A 16,835-nucleotide genomic window follows, 5' to 3' on the forward strand; every position below is an offset into this window, starting at 1 on the left:
TGCCACACTGGGGAACTTCCCGAACCGGAACCCCCGCGGCGGTTTCAGTCTCTGCCGTTGCCGGCCGGGCTCTGCTGCCGGGAGATCAGCACAACGCGATCATCACTCGACACCGGTTCGCCGCCGTCCTTGTTCGCCGTGCCCGCCACCACGAAGTCGGGGTTCACGACGTCCATTCCGGTGAGCCTGCCGAAGCTGCTCCCGTTCTCGCCGTCCATCGTGACCGATGGCTGACCACTGATGGCGCCCTCCTCGGTGACCGGGAGGTTCTGCAGGTTGCCCGCCTTCGAGGTGGCCACGATCAGGACGTCCGACCAGTCGGTGCAACCCGCGACGCCAGGCCGGTCGGGCCAGGTCCAGACCGGGGTGGACAGGGCCGTCCCCGGCTCGATCCGGTACACGACGTCCTTCCCCTCGGTCCGATCCGTGACCCAGGTGCGGGAGCCGTCGGCGGATTCGCAGATTCCACCCGGCGCCTGCAGACCGCTGGTGAGCACTCGTGAGCCCGCCGTCGGATTGCCCTTGGCGGGCCCGCCGGATGTGTCGATTCGCAACACCTTGCCCGCGAGCGACTTCGGGTCCGCCGCCGCGGCTGGGTCGCCCGCGTCGCCGGTGGCGACCAGCAGCGCGCCCGCCGAATCGGCGAGCAGCACTCCGCGGTTGCCCTCCGGCCCCTTCGGGATGCCGGTGAGCACGGGTTTCGGCGGCTGTCCTTCGGCGAACCGGACGACCCGATTGTCCTTTTCGGTGGTCAGGTACGCGAACACCAGGCGGTCCTCGGCATAGGTGGGCGACAGCGCCAGCCCGGTGAGTCCGCCGTCCCCGGTGGCGTCGACGTCGAAGGTGGCGATCTCACTGGGTTCGGTCTTCGGCTCGCTGGAGACCCGGAGCACCCTGCCACTGACGCGTTCGGCCGCGAGCGCACCGATCGTCGAGCCCGCCACCGGTAGTGCGGCCACCGCGGAAACCGTGTCGAGACAGGTGGCGATGACCGCCTTGTTGAAGTCCTTGCACCCGTCCGGTGGGGGCACCGGTGTCCGCGGTGGCGCCTTCGGTGGACCCGCTCTGCTGCCGCCTGCTTCGGGAAGCTGGGGTTGGGGCCCGGCCTGTGGGGTCAGATCAGGTGCGGGCTCCCACGTCTGTCCCGCCGCGGAGTCGTCGAAGTTCGCGCAACCGCTCAGCGCGAGGGCGCCGCTGGCGAACAGGGCCAGCGGCCACGCCGGGAATCTCCTGGAGCGGGGGCGCACGACATCGAGGGTAGGTCGCCGCCCGTGAGCCTCCGGTAAGCGGTCACGGGCGCCGGGAGGACGCGGTTCACCTGACGTGGCTACCGTGGTGATCATGACGGTTACGGTGCTTGTCCCCGACGAGGACGGGGTGAATGCCCTGTCCGAGGTCGCCGGTGTCCAGCCGGTGCGTTACCAGTGGGGAGAGCCACTGCCCGCACAGGCGCGCGAGGCGGAGGTGCTGATACCCAAGTTCCAGCTTTCGGAGACGACCGACGAGTTCTTCGCGGGCCTGCCACGGCTGAAACTGATCCAGTTGCTCTCCGCGGGCGCGGAGGATTGGGTCGGCGGCCTGCCCGACGGCATTTTGCTCTCCACCTGCCGGGGTGCGCACGGCGGCAGCACCGCGGAATGGGTGGTCGGAGTACTGCTGTTGATGTACCGCGAACTGCGGGAGTTCACCGCCGCGCAGGAGGCGCACAGGTGGGCCCGGCGCACCACGGACACCCTGCAGGGTAAGCGGGTGCTGATCGTCGGCGCCGGTGATCTCGGCAGGCAGCTGCGCTCCCGCCTGGAACCATTCGACACCAGGGTGACGATGGTGGGTATGTCGGCTCGCGACGGCGTGCACGCCGTCGACGAACTGGCGGACCTGCTCGGCGAGCACGATGTGGTGGTGCTGATGGTGCCGCTGACCTCGCGGACGCGCGGAATGGTGAATGCCGAGTTTCTCGCTGCCCTGCCTGACGGCGCGATTCTGGTGAACGCGGCTCGTGGCGCCGTGGTGAACACCCCCGCATTGCTCGCGGAGCTGGAGACCGGACGTATTCGTGCGGCCCTGGATGTCACCGATCCCGAACCACTGCCGGAGCAGCACCCACTCTGGTCGGCGCCCGGTCTGGTGCTGACCCCGCATGTCGCGGGTGCGGCGCGGGGTGTGCAGCGGCGTTCCTATGCCGTGGCCGCCGCCGAGATCGAGCGCTGGGTCAACGGGGAGTTGCCGGACAACCTCGTGCACGGCGAGTACTGAGCACCGTCAAGAAGCCGTGGTTCTTGCGGCTGAACAGCGCGGCCGGGTAATCTGGGTTTCGGCGTAATCCTGCGCCTCACCCTCATATCCGGTGCTCACGCCATCGGGCTCGAGAGGGCAAAGGGAACCGCGAGTTCTCGGGATGCCGGCAGCATGCCCTATCCGGCGCCGGTCGACAGGAGCGTGAGTTCTGTGGCCGCGCTGTTGACAGGGAGCATGTCATGACCAGGCAGAAGTCGTTCAAGTCCGGTGTTCGGGCCCGGATGGACAAGACCGGCGAGAGCTACACCGCAGCCCGGCGGCGGCTGCTCGAAAAGGCCGTGACCGGACGGCAGCAACCGGAGCCCGACGTACCCGCCGCCGCGCCAGCCGACCCACCCGCGGAACCGGTCCAGGCGCAGAAGCTTCCCGACGGCGCACTCCGGGAGCGCACCGGCAGGGGACAGGACGAATGGTTCTCGTTGCTCGATGCCTGGGGCGGCACGCGACACACGCACACCGAGATCGCCCGCTGGCTCGTGGAGCAGCACCAGGTCGACGGATGGTGGTCGCAGAGCATCACCGTGGCGTACGAGCAGGCGCGAGGTATGCGAGCGCCGGGACAGAAGAGCGACGGATACTTCTCGGCGGGCGTGACCAAGACGATCGCGGTTCCGGTCGATCGATTGTTCCAGGCGTTCGCCGAAACCGAGTTGCGGGAACAGTGGCTGCCGGGTGCGACGTTGTCCGTGCGCACGGCCACCGCGCCCAAGTCCTTCAGGGCCGACTGGGAGGACGGATCGACGCGGATCGTGGTCACCTTCCTGTCGAAAGGTGAGACGAAGGCCCTGGTCGCACTCTCGCACGACAAGTTGACCGAGGCTGAGTCCGCCGCCCGGATGAAGGCGCACTGGCGTGATCGCCTTTCGGCACTGAAGAGTTTTCTCGAGGACTGAACACCGGTCAGCTGCGGTAGTCACACTGAGCGCAATTCGTTTACCTGGGAACTGGAGATAACCATGTCCACGAAGACATTCATCAACCTACCCGTCAAAGACCTGGCCAAGTCGGTCGATCTTTTCAGCGCGATCGGTCTTTCGATGAACCAGCAGTTCTCGGACGAGAACGCCGCCTACATGGTTGTCAGCGACGATGTCTCCGTCCTGCTGCAGTCGGAGCCCTACTTCCGCGGATTCACCAACAGGGACATCACCGATACCTCGACGAGCAGCGAGGTGATCATCGGGCTTTCGGCCGAGAGCAGGGAGCAGGTGGACGAGCTGGTCGGAAAGGTCGTCGCCCATGGCGGAGAAGCGTTGGGGGAGGCCGAGGATCAGGGTTTCATGTACATGCGGGGTTTCCGGGACCTGGACGGGCACCAGTGGTCGTTCCTGTTCATGGACGTGTCCATGATGGGCGGGCGGTAACCGCTACTGGGACCGCTATCGGGCCCGGACGAGCGACTCGCGAGTGCTGTTGGAATGCCCTAGTCTGCGCCCGTGAGTACTCCTGATGACGAGTCCAGGACCACGTCCATTCCCGCTGTCGACGACCAGGGCCGGACCAGCTTGCTGTCCGACATCGACGAGGACAGTACGACCGGAGATGCGCGAGACCAGGCGACCCGATGGCACGGCGGTCTCGATTTCGGGCTGCTGGTCCTGCGCCTCGTACTCGGCGGAACAATGGCCGCACACGGGCTGCAGAAGCTGTTCGGCGCTTTCGACGGCCCCGGCATCAACGGGTTCGCGGACGCACTCGGCGGCTTCGGCTTCACCAGCCAGACGACCCTGCTGTCCTGGATCACGGCGCTGACCGAACTGGTCGGCGGACTGCTGCTGGTGTTCGGGCTTTTCACGCCGATCGGTGCCGCCGGGATCCTCGGTGTCGCGGCGAGCATCGTCTTCGTGAAGTTCGGCAACGGGTTCTTCATGGGGCCGCAGCAAGGTTTCGAGTACGAGCTGTTGATCGGGGCCGGCGCGCTGGCACTGCTGTTCACCGGGTCGGGCCGGATCGCGGTGGACAAGAACACCCCGTGGCGCCGTAAGCCGATGCCGTTCGCGATCCTGGGACTGCTGGCCGCCGCGGCCGCCTCGGTCGTGGTGCTGGTCGTTTTCCGCTGAACGACCCCGTAGCGCGAACGCCCTGTCACCCACCGGCCGAGGCGGATGACAGGGCGTTCGCCGTACCACCGCTACTTGCTGGGGTCGCGAACCGCTCCGGTGTCTGCCGAAGTGGCCATGCGGGCGTACGCGCGTAATGCGGCGGTGATCGGCCGTTGCCGGTCCACCGGCTGCCACGGCCGCTCGCTGGCCTCCATCTTGGCCCTGCGTTCGGTGAGCACCTGCGGGTCCACGAGCAACTCCAGCGTGCGCTCGTGGACGTCGAGCAGGATCTCGTCGCCGTCCTGCACGAGCCCGATCAAGCCGCCTGCCGCCGCCTCGGGAGAGATGTGGCCCACCGAGATCCCGGATGAGCCACCGGAGAACCGGCCGTCGGTGATCAACGCGCACTTCTTCCCGAGACCAGAGCCTTTGAGGAACGCCGTCGGATGCAGCATTTCCTGCATACCCGGTCCACCGGCAGGCCCCTCGTAGCGAATCACCAGCACCTCACCGGGCTGGATCTTCTTGCCCAGAATCGCCGAAACGGCCTCCTCCTGGCTTTCCAGCACCCGTGCCGGGCCCTGGAACCGCCACAGAGACTCGTCGATACCGGCCGACTTGATGACCGCCCCGTTCTCGGCGAGGTTTCCGCGCAGGATGGCGAGCCCGCCGTCCACGGTGTAGGCGTGCTCGACGTTACGGATGCACCCGTTCTCGGCGTCGGTGTCCAGAGAGGACCAGCGGTTCTCGGTGGAGAACGCCTCCGTCGTGCGCACTCCTCCCGGCGCGGCATGGAACAGTTCCAGGGCGGTCTCCGAGGGGGACTCGGCCCGGATGTCCCAGGTGGACAACCACTCCTGGAGGGTCGGCGTGTGCACGGAGGTGACATCGGAGTGCAACAGCCCGCCCCGGTACAGCTCACCGAGGATGGCGGGAATGCCGCCCGCCCTGTGCACGTCCTCCATGTGGTAGTCCGAGTTGGGTGCCACTTTGGACAAGCAGGGCACGCGGCGGCCGATCTCGTCGATATCGGAGATCGTGAAGTCGATCTCGCCCTCCTGTGCGGCGGCGAGGATGTGCAACACCGTGTTGGTGGACCCGCCCATGGCCATGTCGAGCGCCATCGCGTTGTTGAACGCGTGCTTGTTCGCGATGGAGCGGGGCAGCGCGCTGTCGTCGTCCTCGCCGTACCAGCGCCTGCAAAGCTCGACCACCGTCCGGCCCGCGTCGCTGAACAGGGTTCGTCGTGCGGCATGAGTGGCGAGCGTGGAACCGTTGCCGGGCAGCGAGAGCCCGAGTGCCTCGGTGAGGCAGTTCATCGAGTTCGCGGTGAACATGCCGGAGCAGGAGCCGCAGGTCGGGCACGCCGAACGCTCCACCTCGGACAGCCCTGCCTCGTCGACGGCCGAGTTGGCCGAGGCCGAGATCGCGGTGATCAGGTCGGTGGATGGGTGGGCGACACCGTCCAGCACCACGGCCTTGCCGGCCTCCATGGGGCCGCCGGACACGAACACCACCGGGATGTTCAGCCGCATCGCCGCGTTGAGCATGCCGGGGGTGATCTTGTCGCAGTTGGAGATGCACACCAGCGCGTCCGCCTGGTGCGCGTTGACCATGTACTCGACGGAATCCGCGATGATCTCGCGCGAGGGCAGCGAGTAGAGCATCCCGCTGTGTCCCATCGCGATTCCGTCGTCGACGGCGATGGTGTGGAACTCCCTGGCGACTCCGCCCGCCTCCCGGACGCCTTCGGCGACGATTTCGCCGAGGTCCTTGAGGTGCACGTGGCCGGGCACGAACTGGGTGTAGGAGTTGGCGATGGCGACGATCGGCTTGCCGAAGTCGCTGTCGGTCATTCCGGTGGCGCGCCAGAGGGAACGAGCCCCCGCGGCGTTGCGGCCGTGAGTGGTGGTGCGAGAGCGCAGCGCAGGCATGAACTCACCTAGTGTCTTATTCGATGCGGCCGAAGGCCGGTGCTTATTCAAGAGTCGGGCTGTTCACGGCCCAGTGCTGTCAGGGCCCTCTCCGGACGGCCCCGTCTGCCGGCTTGTGAACAACCCTCCCGAGTACCTGATGTCGAAACGGCCGGCGTGGGGTAGGCGCCTGCGGCCCGGTGGCGGTACTTCGAGATTACTCCTCGCCGCCGCCTTCCTTCTTGGGCCCGGTGCGCAGGTCCTGCTCGGTGATCTCCTCGGTGATGCCGGTGGGATCGGGCACGGTTCCGCCGCTGACCAGTGACAGCACCGGAAGATGCCGGGCACGGACCGCGGGCAGGGCCACTTCGGTTCCGTCGACGGTCACGGCCTTCACCTTCGCGCCCTTCTTCATGGCCAGCCCCCGCAGTTCGGACCAGGGCAGCTCGCGCTCGCCGAACACGGTTCGCACGGTGAGGCCCTCGGTCGTCGCGGTCGTCCTCGTGCGGATCACCCAGACGGCCAGCGCGATCGGGACGAGGTAGAGCGCCTGCAGGCCCGGCAGCGCGAATGCGGCGGGCGTCACACAAATCGTCAGGAACGCCACGGCCAGCATCGCGGTGGCAGGGATTCGGAAGATGGCCTTCCGGCCCTCGGCCGGGGCCTTACGCTGCGAGTTCTCCGCTTCCTGGTTCACCCTGTGATGGTGCACCGAACGGATTCGACACTGGTGAGCGGGGTTGCGGGTCCGATCGAGTGTCCAGTATCCGGAATCACGATCCCGCAGAGTTGACACTCTTGACAGCCAGCGATTAACGTCGTGGGCGTGACACCGCAGACCGGCCTCGTACTTCCCAAGCGCGTCGACGCTTAGGGAACAGCCTCTGCGTTGACGCGCGACCCTCGTGCGACCTCTTCGGTCGGCGGGGGTTTTTTGATGTCTGAACCTGCTGACCTGAACGAGTGAACCAGGAGGGTTATTCAGAACCGGCCGGGCGGCCCGCAGCATTGGTGAGGCTCGCTACGGACCTGAATAGCCCGACTATTGAGTAAGACACAGTTACACCGCGACAGCTAACCCGAGTAGCACCGAGACCCACGAGGCAGAACCGATGACAAGCGCCACCTCGCGATCGGACACGAACGCCGGGTCGACGCCTGCGGGTGGAACTCCCGCCGCGTCGCCCAACCAGCCCGACTCCCGCCCGAAGCCCGCGCCACCGGCAGGCACCCCCGTCCGGGTGACCGGTGCGCAGTCGCTCGTGCGGTCCCTCGAGGCGGTAGGTGCCGAGGTCGTCTTCGGTATTCCCGGCGGCACGATTCTGCCTGCCTACGATCCACTGCTCGACTCCACGAAGGTTCGCCACGTGCTGGTGCGCCACGAGCAGGGGGCGGGACACGCCGCGACCGGTTACGCGCAGGCCACCGGCAAGGTCGGGGTGTGCATGGCGACCTCGGGTCCAGGGGCGACCAACCTGGTGACCCCCCTCGCGGACGCCAATATGGACTCGGTTCCCGTCGTGGCCATCACCGGCCAGCAGAGCCGTGCGCTGATCGGTACCGACGCCTTCCAGGAAGCCGACATCTGCGGCATCACGATGCCGATCACGAAGCACAACTTCCTGGTCACCGATCCCGCCGAGATCCCCAGGGTGATCGCGGAGGCCTTCCACCTGGCCTCCACCGGCAGGCCGGGCCCGGTGCTGGTGGACATCCCCAAGGACGTCCTGCAGGAGCTGACCTCCTTCTCCTGGCCGACCGAGATGCGGCTGCCGGGCTACCGGCCCACCCTGCGCCCGCACGGTAAGCAGGTTCGGGAGGCGGCCAGGCTGATCTCGGAGTCCCGCAGGCCGGTGCTCTACGTCGGGGGCGGCGTGATCAAGGCGAAGGCGTCCGCGCAGTTGCTCGAACTCGCGGAGGCAACGGGAATCCCCGTCGTCACGACGCTGATGGCGCGCGGTGCCTTCCCGGACTCGCACCGGCAGCATCTCGGAATGCCGGGAATGCACGGTTCTGTGGCCGCTGTCGCCGCGATGCAGCGTTCGGACCTGCTGATCGCTCTCGGCGCTCGGTTCGACGACCGCGTCACTGGTCAGCTCAGCTCCTTCGCGCCGGAAGCTACCATCGTCCACGCCGACATCGACCCCGCGGAGATCTCCAAGAACCGCAAGGCCGATGTGCCGATCGTCGGTGACTGCGCGGAGATCATCAACGACCTGATCGGTGCCGTGCGCAGTGAGGCCGAGCAGTCCGGCGGGCCCGACCTCGACGCGTGGTGGGTGCAGCTGAACTCGTGGCGGGACACGTTCCCCGCGGGTTACGAGTGGCCGGACGACGGTGCGCTCTCGCCGCAGTACGTCATCGAACGCATCGGGCAGCTCGTCGGGCCGGACGCGGTCTACACGGCGGGTGTCGGGCAGCACCAGATGTGGGCAGCTCAGTTCATCAAGTACGAGCACCCGGCCACCTGGATCAACTCCGGCGGCCTCGGCACGATGGGCTTCGCGGTCCCGGCGGCGATGGGTGCGCAGTTCGGCTGCCCGGACAAGCAGGTCTGGGCGATCGACGGCGACGGCTGCTTCCAGATGACCAACCAGGAACTCGCGACCTGCGCGATCGAGGGCGCGCCGATCAAGGTCGCCGTGATCAACAACGGCAACCTCGGCATGGTCCGGCAGTGGCAGAACCTCTTCTACTCGGAGCGGTACTCCAACACCGACCTCGGCACGCACAAGCACCGGATTCCCGATTTCACCCTGCTCGCCGAGGCACTCGGTTGTGCCGGGCTGCGCTGCGAGAGCAAGGAGGAGGTCGACGACGTCATCCAGCGCGCGATGGCCATCAACGACCGCCCCGTAGTGATCGACTTCGTGGTCGGCAAGGATGCCCAGGTGTGGCCGATGGTGGCCGCGGGCACCGGCAACGACGAGATCATGGCCGCGCGGGGCATCCGCCCGCTCTTCGACGAGGATGAGATCTGATGACGAATCACACTCTGAGCGTCCTGGTGGAGAATGTCCCAGGTGTCCTCGCCCGCGTCTCGGGATTGTTCTCCCGCCGCGGATTCAACATCGAGTCCCTCGCAGTCGGGCCCACGGAGAACCCCGAGGTGTCCCGGATGACGATCGTGGTCGCCGTTGAGGAGCTACCGCTCGAACAGGTGACCAAACAGCTCAACAAGCTGGTCAATGTCATCAAGATCGTGGAACTCGAACCGACCACCGCGGTGCGACGCGAGTTGCTGCTGGTGAAGGTCAGGGCAGATGCGACGGTGCGCAGCCAGGTGCTGGAGACCGTGCACTTGTTCCGTGCCAAGGTGGTGGACGTCTCGCCGGAGGCGTTGACGATCGAGGCGACCGGCACCGGCGACAAGATCAACGCTCTGCTGCGCATGCTCGAGCCCTACGGGGTCCGCGAGCTCGTGCAGTCCGGCATGGTCGCGGTCGGCCGGGGTGCCCGGTCGATCACCGCCACCGGCACGCGCTGAGGCGTCCGGCGCTTCCCCGGCACCGATACCGCCACATACTGAGAATGTCAGAATCCGAAAGGAAGTAAGTACCCCTCATGTCAGTCGAAATCTTCTACGACGACGATGCCGACCTGAGCATCATCCAGGGACGCAAGGTCGCCGTGATCGGGTACGGCAGCCAGGGCCACGCGCACGCGCTGAGCCTGCGTGACTCCGGCGTCGACGTCCGCATCGGTCTTCCCGAGGGGTCGAAGTCGCGGGCGAAGGCCGAGGACGAGGGCCTGAAGGTCCAGACCCCCGCGGAGGCGGCGAAGGAAGCCGACCTCATCATGATCCTCGCGCCGGACACGAAGCAGCGCTTCATCTACAGCGAGGACATCGAGCCGAACCTGAAGGACGGCGACGCGCTGTTCTTCGGCCACGGCTTCAACATCCGCTACGACCTCATCAAGCCGCCGGCCAATGTGGACGTCGCGATGGTGGCCCCGAAGGGCCCTGGGCACCTGGTCCGCCGCCAGTTCGTGGACGGCAAGGGCGTTCCCGCCCTCATCGCCGTCGAGCAGGACCCGAGCGGCAACGCTCAGGCGCTCGCCCTCTCCTACGCCGCGGCGATCGGTGCCGCGCGGGCCGGGGTCATCAAGACGACCTTCACCGAGGAGACCGAGACCGACCTGTTCGGCGAGCAGACCGTGCTCTGCGGTGGCGCGTCCGCGTTGGTGCAGACCGGTTTCGAGGTGCTGACCGAGGCGGGCTATGCCCCGGAGATCGCCTACTTCGAGGTGCTGCACGAGCTCAAGCTGATCGTCGACCTCATGTACGAGGGCGGCATCGCCCGGCAGCGCTACTCGATCTCCGACACCGCGGAGTACGGCGACCTGACCCGTGGACCGCGGGTCATCACGCCGGAGGTCAAGGAGAACATGAAGAAGATCCTGGGCGAGATCCAGGACGGCACGTTCGCCCGTGAGTGGGTCGCCGAGGACGAGGCGGGCAGGCCGAAGTACCGCGAGCTGCAGGCCGCGGGCGAGAAGCACCCGATCGAGGAGACCGGCAAGAAGCTGCGCGACCTGATGTCGTGGGTGGATCGCCCCATCACCGAGACGGCGTAGTTCGGTTGCCCACCATGGCCACCTCGGGGATGTGACGCCCCAAGGTGGCCATGGTGGCCTCTCGGTGAACCGCTACCGTGGCGGCATGAGCGAGCAACCGTCGCAGCCCGTCGACGACAAGGCGCACATCCGCCACGAGCTGGATCTGAGCAAGGCCGAGTGGATCCGGGCCGAGCCCGAGGGGGAGACGCTCGAGGACGCCGTCGAGTACGCCTTCGTTCCACATACCGACGGCGTCACCTATGTGGCGATGCGCCAGTCCTCGAAGCCGGACGGGGTGATCCTCGTCTTCACACCGTCGGAGTGGGACGCCTTCGTGAAGGGCGTCAAGGACGGCGAGTTCGACGAACCCTGGTAGCGCTGCCGCGCTTTCCCGGGAAAGTGCAAGAGGGCAAGCGCGTGACCTGGGGTGACAGTTTCCAGCGTCGCACTTTCCCGGGAAAGTGCGAGACTTCAGGCGGCGTGACCGCCATCCACCGCGAGCGCCGTTCCGGTGATGTACCGGCCGGTCTCGCCCGCGAGGTGGGCGACCGTCGCGTCGATGTCCTCCGGCCGCCCATAGGTACCCAACGCGACGAACTCCCGCTGCCCGTCCGCCCCGGGGCCGTCAGCCGGATTGAGTTCCGTGTCGATCGGTCCCGGCTGCACGAGATTGACCGTGATACCGCGTGGGCCGAGTTCCCTGCCAAGGGCCTTCGTCAGACCGGTCAGTGCCGCCTTGCTCAGGCCGTAGAGGCTGAAACCCGCCACGGCGGCGCGATCGGCCGCGGTACTGCCGATCGTGATGATCCGCCCGCCCTCGGTCATATGCGGCACCGCGGCCTGGCTGGCCAGGAACGGTGCGCGCACGTTCACGGCGACGACGTGGTCGAGTTCGCCCAGTGAGATGTCCTCGATCGTGCCGTAGTGCCCGACACCGGCGTTGTTCACCAGGATGTCGAGCCTGCCGAACTCGCCCACGGTGGCCCGTACCGAGCCTGCCACCGCCTCCGCGTCGGCGTTGTCAGCCTGTACCGCCAGTGCTCGCCTGCCGTATGCCTTGACCGAATCCACGACGTTGCCGGCCTGATCCGCACTGCGCTGGTAGGTGATCACCACGTCGGCCCCCTGCTCGGCCAGCCGGATGGCGATCGCGGCGCCGATGCCTCGGCTGCCCCCCGTGACCAGTGCGACCTTGCCGTCGAGTGCGCGTGCCATCGCTGCTTCCTCCCGTTGTCCGTGTTGTCTCACGTCTTCCAGGAAACGGGAGAAAGGAGTCGGTTACCGGCGACTTTCGGACCTGGTGTTCAAGTATTCAACAACTTGCGCGCGGCCGGTTGGTGGAAGTGCTCGGCCCAGCTCGCGGCGTCGCCGTCGTGCAGCTCGTCCCGGATCGTCCGGTCGGCTCCCGCCTCGAGCAGTGCCTCGATCACATCGACGGCGCCATGCTGCGCGGCGAGGTGTAGGGCAGTGACCCCCTCGCCGTGGCTGGGCCCGCCGAAGGTGCCACGGCGGTCCGGGTCGGCCTCGAGCGCGAGCAGCCGTCGTACCGCGGCTACCCGTCCGCATGCTGCCGCCCAGGTGAGCGCGGTTCCCCGGTACACGTCGGCATCGAGGTCCGCGCCGTGTCGCACCAGCAGTTCCACGGCCTCCGCCCGATCGTTGCGCGCCGCCCACGACAGCGCCTCGTCCCGGATCTCCGCCGTCGCCGTCGACGGTCGCCAGGCCGGGAAACCGCTGTGCGGCCGGTAGAAGCCGCGATGGCGACCGGCCGCGGCTGCCAGGGTGCCGTCCGGCGCGAGCAGCGAGCCGATCAGGTCCAGCCTGCCAAGGCCGGCCGCGATACGCAGGTTCTCCGGCACCACCGCCTGCTCGGCCAGCAGTTCGGCGGTCTCCCGGCGTCCCCAGAACAACGCGACCGCAAGGGGCGTACCGCCGTCTCCGCGCGCGGACGCCCCGGCCGGCGCACCGGCGGCGAGCAGTGTCGCCGCCAGGTGCGGGAGACCCGCGTACGCCGCCTGGTGCAACGGCGTCCAGCCGTGGGCGTTGGTTCGCGCCGGATCCGCACCGCGGTCCAGCAACACCCGCACCAGCCGCTCGTCGCAGGTGGCGGCCGACATCCCCAGCAGGTCGTTGCCGTTCGTGCCGCGCGCCCTGACCAGCTCGGGAAACCGGTCGGCGAGCGCCGCCAGCGCGGTCACGTCCTGCTGCTCGATCGCCTGATAGGCGCGGGCGAACGGTTCTCCGCTGCCGGCAAGGGCACGCACGTGCTCGCGAAGTTCGGCCCACCGTCCGAAGCCGTGCTGCCGGGCCAGCACCAGCCGCGCTCCGCTCAGGGTGATCGGTGCGCGTACCCGCTCGAACGCGGCCACCGCCTCGGCGGTGCCGTCCCCTGCCGAGGCGAGCAGCCCGGCCGCTCTGTCCTCGTAGTACTCGGGATCGCTGCGATACGCGTGTTCGAGGTCGGGTCCGTGTCCGCGCAGGCGTTCTACATAGGACCGCAAGCGAGCCCAGGCCGGAAATCCGTGCTCGCGGGCGATACTCAGCTGTGCGTCGCTGAGCGTCGGCCGCTCGCGATCGTGCCGGCGGTGTGCGGTGATCCTGGCCAGCGCGGCCGGATCACCGGCCCTGGCTTCGCGGAGCAGGTCCTTCGCTCGTTTGCGCAACTGTTCGACACTGGCGAACGGCGGAATTGACGATTCCATGCCACTTCCTTCCACGACGCCCTGGCTGTCCGCGGTTCCGGGCAGGAAAGAAGGGTGCGGCCGGAAACGATGGTGCACGGGGTGGGCTCGGCCCTTTCCGCGGACGGGACGCGGCCCCTGCCGCGCTGGACACGAGTGTAGTGGCCGGGATCGTCCCATGGTGTGGACGATTGGCGGGTACCCATTCGAGTGGGCCTCATCGGGGTTAAACTGCGCCATCCGGCCACAGTGCGGTGGCCGGTCACCGTAGGTGGGGTGTTTCGCTCCCGAGTTGGGCATGTCGGCTGACCGCGGCCCTTCATTGTGCCGCCCACGAGGGCGCTGGCACCCGAGCATTCGTTGAACACAGACACCGAGCAGTGGGAGCCGCATCGTGAGCAAGCCCAGCCAGCCCGTCGTACTCATCGCCGAGAAGCTCGCGCCGTCCGTGGTGAGCGTGTTCGGCGACGAGGTCGAGGTCCGGCACGTGGACGGCACCGACCGCGCCGCCCTCCTCAAGGAGGTGCAGGAAGCGGACGCGCTCCTGGTGCGCTCGGCAACCAAGGTCGATGCCGAGGTGCTCGGCGCATCCAGCAGGCTGAAGGTCGTGGCGCGCGCCGGGGTCGGCCTGGACAACGTCGAGGTGCCCGCGGCCACCGAGCGAGGTGTTCTGGTGGTCAACGCGCCCACGTCGAACATCGTCTCCGCCGCCGAGCACGCCGTCGCGTTGCTGCTCGCCGTCGCCCGCCGGGTCCCCGCCGCCGATCAGAGCCTGCGTGGCGGCGAGTGGAAGCGCAGCTCCTACTCGGGCATCGAACTCAACGGCAAGACCGTGGGTGTGGTCGGCCTCGGCAAGATCGGCCAGCTGTTCGCGCAGCGTCTCGCGGCGTTCGACACCGAGCTGATCGCCTACGACCCCTACGTCTCCGCGGCCCGCGCCGCGCAGCTGGGTATCGAGCTGGTGTCGCTGGACGAACTGCTCGAGCGGGCCGACGCGATCTCCATCCACCTGCCGAAGACCCCGGAGACCAAGGGACTGCTCGACGCTGCCGCCCTGGCCAAGACCAAGAAGGGCGTCATCATCGTCAACGCGGCCCGTGGCGGCCTCGTGGACGAGGACGCGCTCGCCGACTCCATCCGCGCCGGGCACGTCGGGGGTGCGGGCATCGACGTCTTCGTCTCCGAGCCCACCACCTCCAGCCCGCTGTTCGAGCTGCCCAACGTCGTCGTGACGCCGCATCTCGGTGCGTCCACCGCGGAGGCGCAGGACCGGGCGGGCACCGACGTCGCGCGCTCGACGCTGCTCGCACTGCGCGGCGACTTCGTGCCGGACGCGGTCAACGTCGCGGGCGGCGGCACGGTCGGCGAGGAGGTGCGGCCCTACCTGCCTCTCACGCAGAAGCTGGGCACGGTCGTCTCGGCCTTCAGCGCGAAGGCGCCCTCGTCGGTCACCGTGGTCGTGCGCGGCGAGCTGTCCGCCGAGGACGTCGGCGTCTTGCAGCTGGCCGCCATGCGCGGTGTGTTCTCCGGTGTCGTCGAGGACCAGGTCACCTTCGTGAACGCGCCCCGGCTCGCGGAGGAGCTCGGCGTGACGGTGGAGCTCGTCTCGGAGCCGGAGAGCCCCAACCACCGCAGCCTGGTCACCGTGCGGGCGGTGCACGCCGACGGTACGACCCTCTCGGTCTCCGGCACCGTGACCGGCAAGGACGAGGTGCAGAAGCTGGTGGAGGTCAACGGCAGGCACTTCGACCTGCGCGCCGAGGGCAACGTGCTGCTGCTGGAGTACCCGGACCGGCCGGGAATCATGGGCCGGGTCGGCACCCTGCTCGGCGAGGCCGGGATCAACATCGAGGCCGCGCAGATCAGCCAGACGACGGACAGGACGGACGCCGTCATGCTGCTGCGTGTCGACCGCTCGGTCGACACGCACGTGCTGGAGCCCATCGGGGCGTCGGTGGGTGCGCGCCTGATCAGGGCCGTCGAGTTCGACTGACGCGCTCGCAGGCCGGCCCTGCTCCTCGAGGACGAACCCCGCGCGGTGGGTAGTCCTATGCCCCGTTCGGGTGTCTCGGGGAGCGGGATACTCCGGCGTAAGGGTGGTAGTGCTTCGGTCGGATGTCGACGGCCGGTAACCTGCCGGGGCTGGAGTTTTGTTGCAGATGGGGCATCCGGGGCTCCGGTCCCCGATCGACGGAGGTGTGTGGATGCGGCTCGCGGTGATCCCAGGTGACGGGATCGGGCCCGAAGTGGTCACCGAGGCGCTCAAGGTGCTCGGTGAAGTCGTTCCGGCCGCAGAGATCACCAACTACGACCTCGGTGCGGCCCGGTGGCATTCCACCGGGGAACTCCTCCCCGAGTCGGTGCTGGGCGAGCTTCGGCAGCACGACGCGATCCTGCTCGGTGCGGTGGGGGACCCTTCGGTTCCCAGCGGCATTCTCGAGCGGGGACTGTTGCTGCGTCTGCGGTTCGAACTCGACCATCACGTGAACCTGCGGCCCGCCAGGCTCTACCCGGGGGTGCGCGGCCCGCTCGCCGACAACTCCGAGATCGACATGGTGGTCGTCCGGGAGGGGACCGAGGGTCCGTATGCGGGCAACGGCGGTCTGCTGCGTAAGGACACCGAGAACGAGATCGCCACCGAGGTCAGCGTGAACACGGCCTTCGGTGTCCGGCGTGTGGTCAACGACGCGTTCCGGCGCGCCGAGGAGCGTCCGCGCAAGCACCTCACGCTGCTGCACAAGACCAACGTGCTGGAGTACGCGGGTTCGCTGTGGTCGCGGATCGTCGAGGAGGCCTCGCTCGAGCACCCGGACGTCACCGTGGCCTATTCGCATGTGGATGCGGCGACGATCCACCTGGTGACCGATCCGTCCCGGTTCGACGTCGTCGTCACCGACAACCTGTTCGGCGACATCGTCACCGACCTCGCGGCCGCGGTGACCGGCGGTATCGGACTCGCCGCGAGCGGGAACCTGGACATCACCCGCCGCAATCCGAGCATGTTCGAGCCGGTGCACGGCAGTGCGCCCGACATCGCCGGGCAGAGCCTCGCCGACCCGACCGCGGCCGTGCTGTCGGTGTCGTTGCTGCTCGACCACCTCGGTCAGAAGGAGGCGGCGCGCCGTATCGAGGCTTCGGTGGCGTTCGATCTCGCGACGCGGGACCAGTCCTCGCCGGGGGCCACCCAGTCGATCGGTGACCGCCTCGCGGCACTGGTGTCCTCCAACGTCCGGCCGGTCGCCTGACCTCGTAGGGCCGGAACAGCGCTGAACCGTCAAGGCCACCTCGCGTGCGTACAACGCTCGCGAGGTGGCCTTCACTGTGTCCACCCCATCCCACCC

15 protein-coding genes are annotated in these 16,835 nt (G+C 68.0%); 10 read left to right on the plus strand and 5 right to left on the minus strand.

The window, feature by feature from the left end:
• Positions 1-44: 44 nt before the first annotated feature.
• On the minus strand, positions 45-1,247 hold the full coding sequence (locus tag D0C15_RS29075; protein ID WP_245976372.1) for a PQQ-dependent sugar dehydrogenase: 1,203 nt from the start codon (positions 1,245-1,247) through the stop codon (positions 45-47).
• Positions 1,248-1,341: 94 nt separating this feature from the next.
• On the opposite strand from D0C15_RS29075, the gene D0C15_RS29080 reads away from it, so the two are divergent.
• The 4 genes from D0C15_RS29080 (at position 1,342) to D0C15_RS29095 (ending at position 4,358) form a co-directional block, all read left to right on the plus strand.
• Positions 1,342-2,256: a 2-hydroxyacid dehydrogenase gene (locus D0C15_RS29080; RefSeq protein ID WP_116051337.1), complete on the plus strand. Its 915-nt coding sequence runs from the start codon at positions 1,342-1,344 to the stop codon at positions 2,254-2,256.
• 221 nt (positions 2,257-2,477) lie between these two features.
• Positions 2,478-3,191 (plus strand): hypothetical protein, encoded by a 714-nt coding sequence (locus D0C15_RS29085; RefSeq protein ID WP_116051322.1) that lies wholly within the window; start codon positions 2,478-2,480, stop codon positions 3,189-3,191.
• A 63-nt stretch (positions 3,192-3,254) separates the two neighbouring features.
• Positions 3,255-3,662 (plus strand): VOC family protein, encoded by a 408-nt coding sequence (locus tag D0C15_RS29090; RefSeq protein ID WP_116051323.1) that lies wholly within the window; start codon positions 3,255-3,257, stop codon positions 3,660-3,662.
• Positions 3,663-3,803: 141 nt separating this feature from the next.
• Positions 3,804-4,358, plus strand: a complete 555-nt coding sequence (locus D0C15_RS29095) for a DoxX family protein (protein ID WP_116051338.1) — start codon at positions 3,804-3,806, stop codon at positions 4,356-4,358.
• A 71-nt stretch (positions 4,359-4,429) separates the two neighbouring features.
• Here the strand turns inward: D0C15_RS29095 and ilvD are convergent, their stop codons facing one another.
• Both ilvD and D0C15_RS35250 read right to left on the minus strand, forming a co-directional pair.
• Positions 4,430-6,274, minus strand: a complete 1,845-nt coding sequence (gene ilvD, locus D0C15_RS29100) for a dihydroxy-acid dehydratase (protein WP_116051324.1) — start codon at positions 6,272-6,274, stop codon at positions 4,430-4,432.
• A gap of 196 nt (positions 6,275-6,470) precedes the next feature.
• Positions 6,471-6,950, minus strand: a complete 480-nt coding sequence (locus D0C15_RS35250; RefSeq protein WP_245976374.1) for a PH domain-containing protein — start codon at positions 6,948-6,950, stop codon at positions 6,471-6,473.
• A gap of 415 nt (positions 6,951-7,365) precedes the next feature.
• On the opposite strand from D0C15_RS35250, the gene D0C15_RS29110 reads away from it, so the two are divergent.
• From D0C15_RS29110 to D0C15_RS29125, 4 genes are all read left to right on the plus strand, one after another.
• The gene (locus tag D0C15_RS29110) at positions 7,366-9,234 is read left to right on the plus strand and encodes an acetolactate synthase large subunit (RefSeq protein ID WP_116051326.1); all 1,869 of its coding nucleotides are present in this window, start codon (positions 7,366-7,368) and stop codon (positions 9,232-9,234) included.
• A complete protein-coding gene (gene ilvN / locus D0C15_RS29115) occupies positions 9,234-9,740 on the plus strand; it encodes an acetolactate synthase small subunit (RefSeq protein ID WP_116051327.1) in 507 nt (168 codons plus the stop codon). Before D0C15_RS29110 ends, ilvN begins: the two co-directional genes overlap by 1 nt.
• 77 nt (positions 9,741-9,817) lie before the next feature.
• Positions 9,818-10,831 (plus strand): ketol-acid reductoisomerase, encoded by a 1,014-nt coding sequence (gene ilvC, locus D0C15_RS29120; RefSeq protein ID WP_116051328.1) that lies wholly within the window; start codon positions 9,818-9,820, stop codon positions 10,829-10,831.
• An 85-nt stretch (positions 10,832-10,916) separates the two neighbouring features.
• The gene (locus tag D0C15_RS29125; protein WP_116051339.1) at positions 10,917-11,189 is read left to right on the plus strand and encodes a DUF397 domain-containing protein; all 273 of its coding nucleotides are present in this window, start codon (positions 10,917-10,919) and stop codon (positions 11,187-11,189) included.
• 95 nt (positions 11,190-11,284) lie between these two features.
• Here the strand turns inward: D0C15_RS29125 and D0C15_RS29130 are convergent, their stop codons facing one another.
• Both D0C15_RS29130 and D0C15_RS29135 read right to left on the minus strand, forming a co-directional pair.
• Positions 11,285-12,028 carry an SDR family NAD(P)-dependent oxidoreductase gene (locus tag D0C15_RS29130; RefSeq protein ID WP_116051329.1) on the minus strand — a complete coding sequence of 248 codons (744 nt, stop codon included), beginning with the start codon at positions 12,026-12,028 and terminating at the stop codon, positions 11,285-11,287.
• Between the two features lie 89 nt (positions 12,029-12,117).
• On the minus strand, positions 12,118-13,515 hold the full coding sequence (locus tag D0C15_RS29135; RefSeq protein ID WP_116051330.1) for an ankyrin repeat domain-containing protein: 1,398 nt from the start codon (positions 13,513-13,515) through the stop codon (positions 12,118-12,120).
• Positions 13,516-13,888: 373 nt separating this feature from the next.
• On the opposite strand from D0C15_RS29135, the gene serA reads away from it, so the two are divergent.
• On the plus strand, positions 13,889-15,487 hold the full coding sequence (gene serA / locus D0C15_RS29140; RefSeq protein ID WP_116051331.1) for a phosphoglycerate dehydrogenase: 1,599 nt from the start codon (positions 13,889-13,891) through the stop codon (positions 15,485-15,487).
• Positions 15,488-15,698: 211 nt separating this feature from the next.
• Complete coding sequence (locus D0C15_RS29145; RefSeq protein WP_116051340.1) at positions 15,699-16,739, plus strand: 3-isopropylmalate dehydrogenase; 1,041 nt, start codon at positions 15,699-15,701, stop codon at positions 16,737-16,739.
• The last annotated feature ends 96 nt before the right edge of the window (positions 16,740-16,835 follow it).

This window comes from Amycolatopsis palatopharyngis (genome assembly GCF_003385185.1).
In the GTDB taxonomy this organism is placed as follows: domain Bacteria; phylum Actinomycetota; class Actinomycetes; order Mycobacteriales; family Pseudonocardiaceae; genus Amycolatopsis; species Amycolatopsis palatopharyngis.

Coding starts and splice junctions, on each gene's coding strand:
- D0C15_RS29110 (WP_116051326.1), top strand. CDS start 7,366: ATGACAAGCGCCACCTCGCGATCGGACACGAACGCCGGGTCGACGCCT.
- D0C15_RS29080 (WP_116051337.1), top strand. CDS start 1,342: ATGACGGTTACGGTGCTTGTCCCCGACGAGGACGGGGTGAATGCCCTG.
- D0C15_RS29085 (WP_116051322.1), top strand. CDS start 2,478: ATGACCAGGCAGAAGTCGTTCAAGTCCGGTGTTCGGGCCCGGATGGAC.
- D0C15_RS29125 (WP_116051339.1), top strand. CDS start 10,917: ATGAGCGAGCAACCGTCGCAGCCCGTCGACGACAAGGCGCACATCCGC.
- ilvN (WP_116051327.1), top strand. CDS start 9,234: ATGACGAATCACACTCTGAGCGTCCTGGTGGAGAATGTCCCAGGTGTC.
- D0C15_RS29130 (WP_116051329.1), bottom strand. CDS start 12,028: ATGGCACGCGCACTCGACGGCAAGGTCGCACTGGTCACGGGGGGCAGC.
- ilvD (WP_116051324.1), bottom strand. CDS start 6,274: ATGCCTGCGCTGCGCTCTCGCACCACCACTCACGGCCGCAACGCCGCG.
- D0C15_RS29135 (WP_116051330.1), bottom strand. CDS start 13,515: ATGGAATCGTCAATTCCGCCGTTCGCCAGTGTCGAACAGTTGCGCAAA.
- D0C15_RS29145 (WP_116051340.1), top strand. CDS start 15,699: ATGCGGCTCGCGGTGATCCCAGGTGACGGGATCGGGCCCGAAGTGGTC.
- ilvC (WP_116051328.1), top strand. CDS start 9,818: ATGTCAGTCGAAATCTTCTACGACGACGATGCCGACCTGAGCATCATC.
- D0C15_RS29090 (WP_116051323.1), top strand. CDS start 3,255: ATGTCCACGAAGACATTCATCAACCTACCCGTCAAAGACCTGGCCAAG.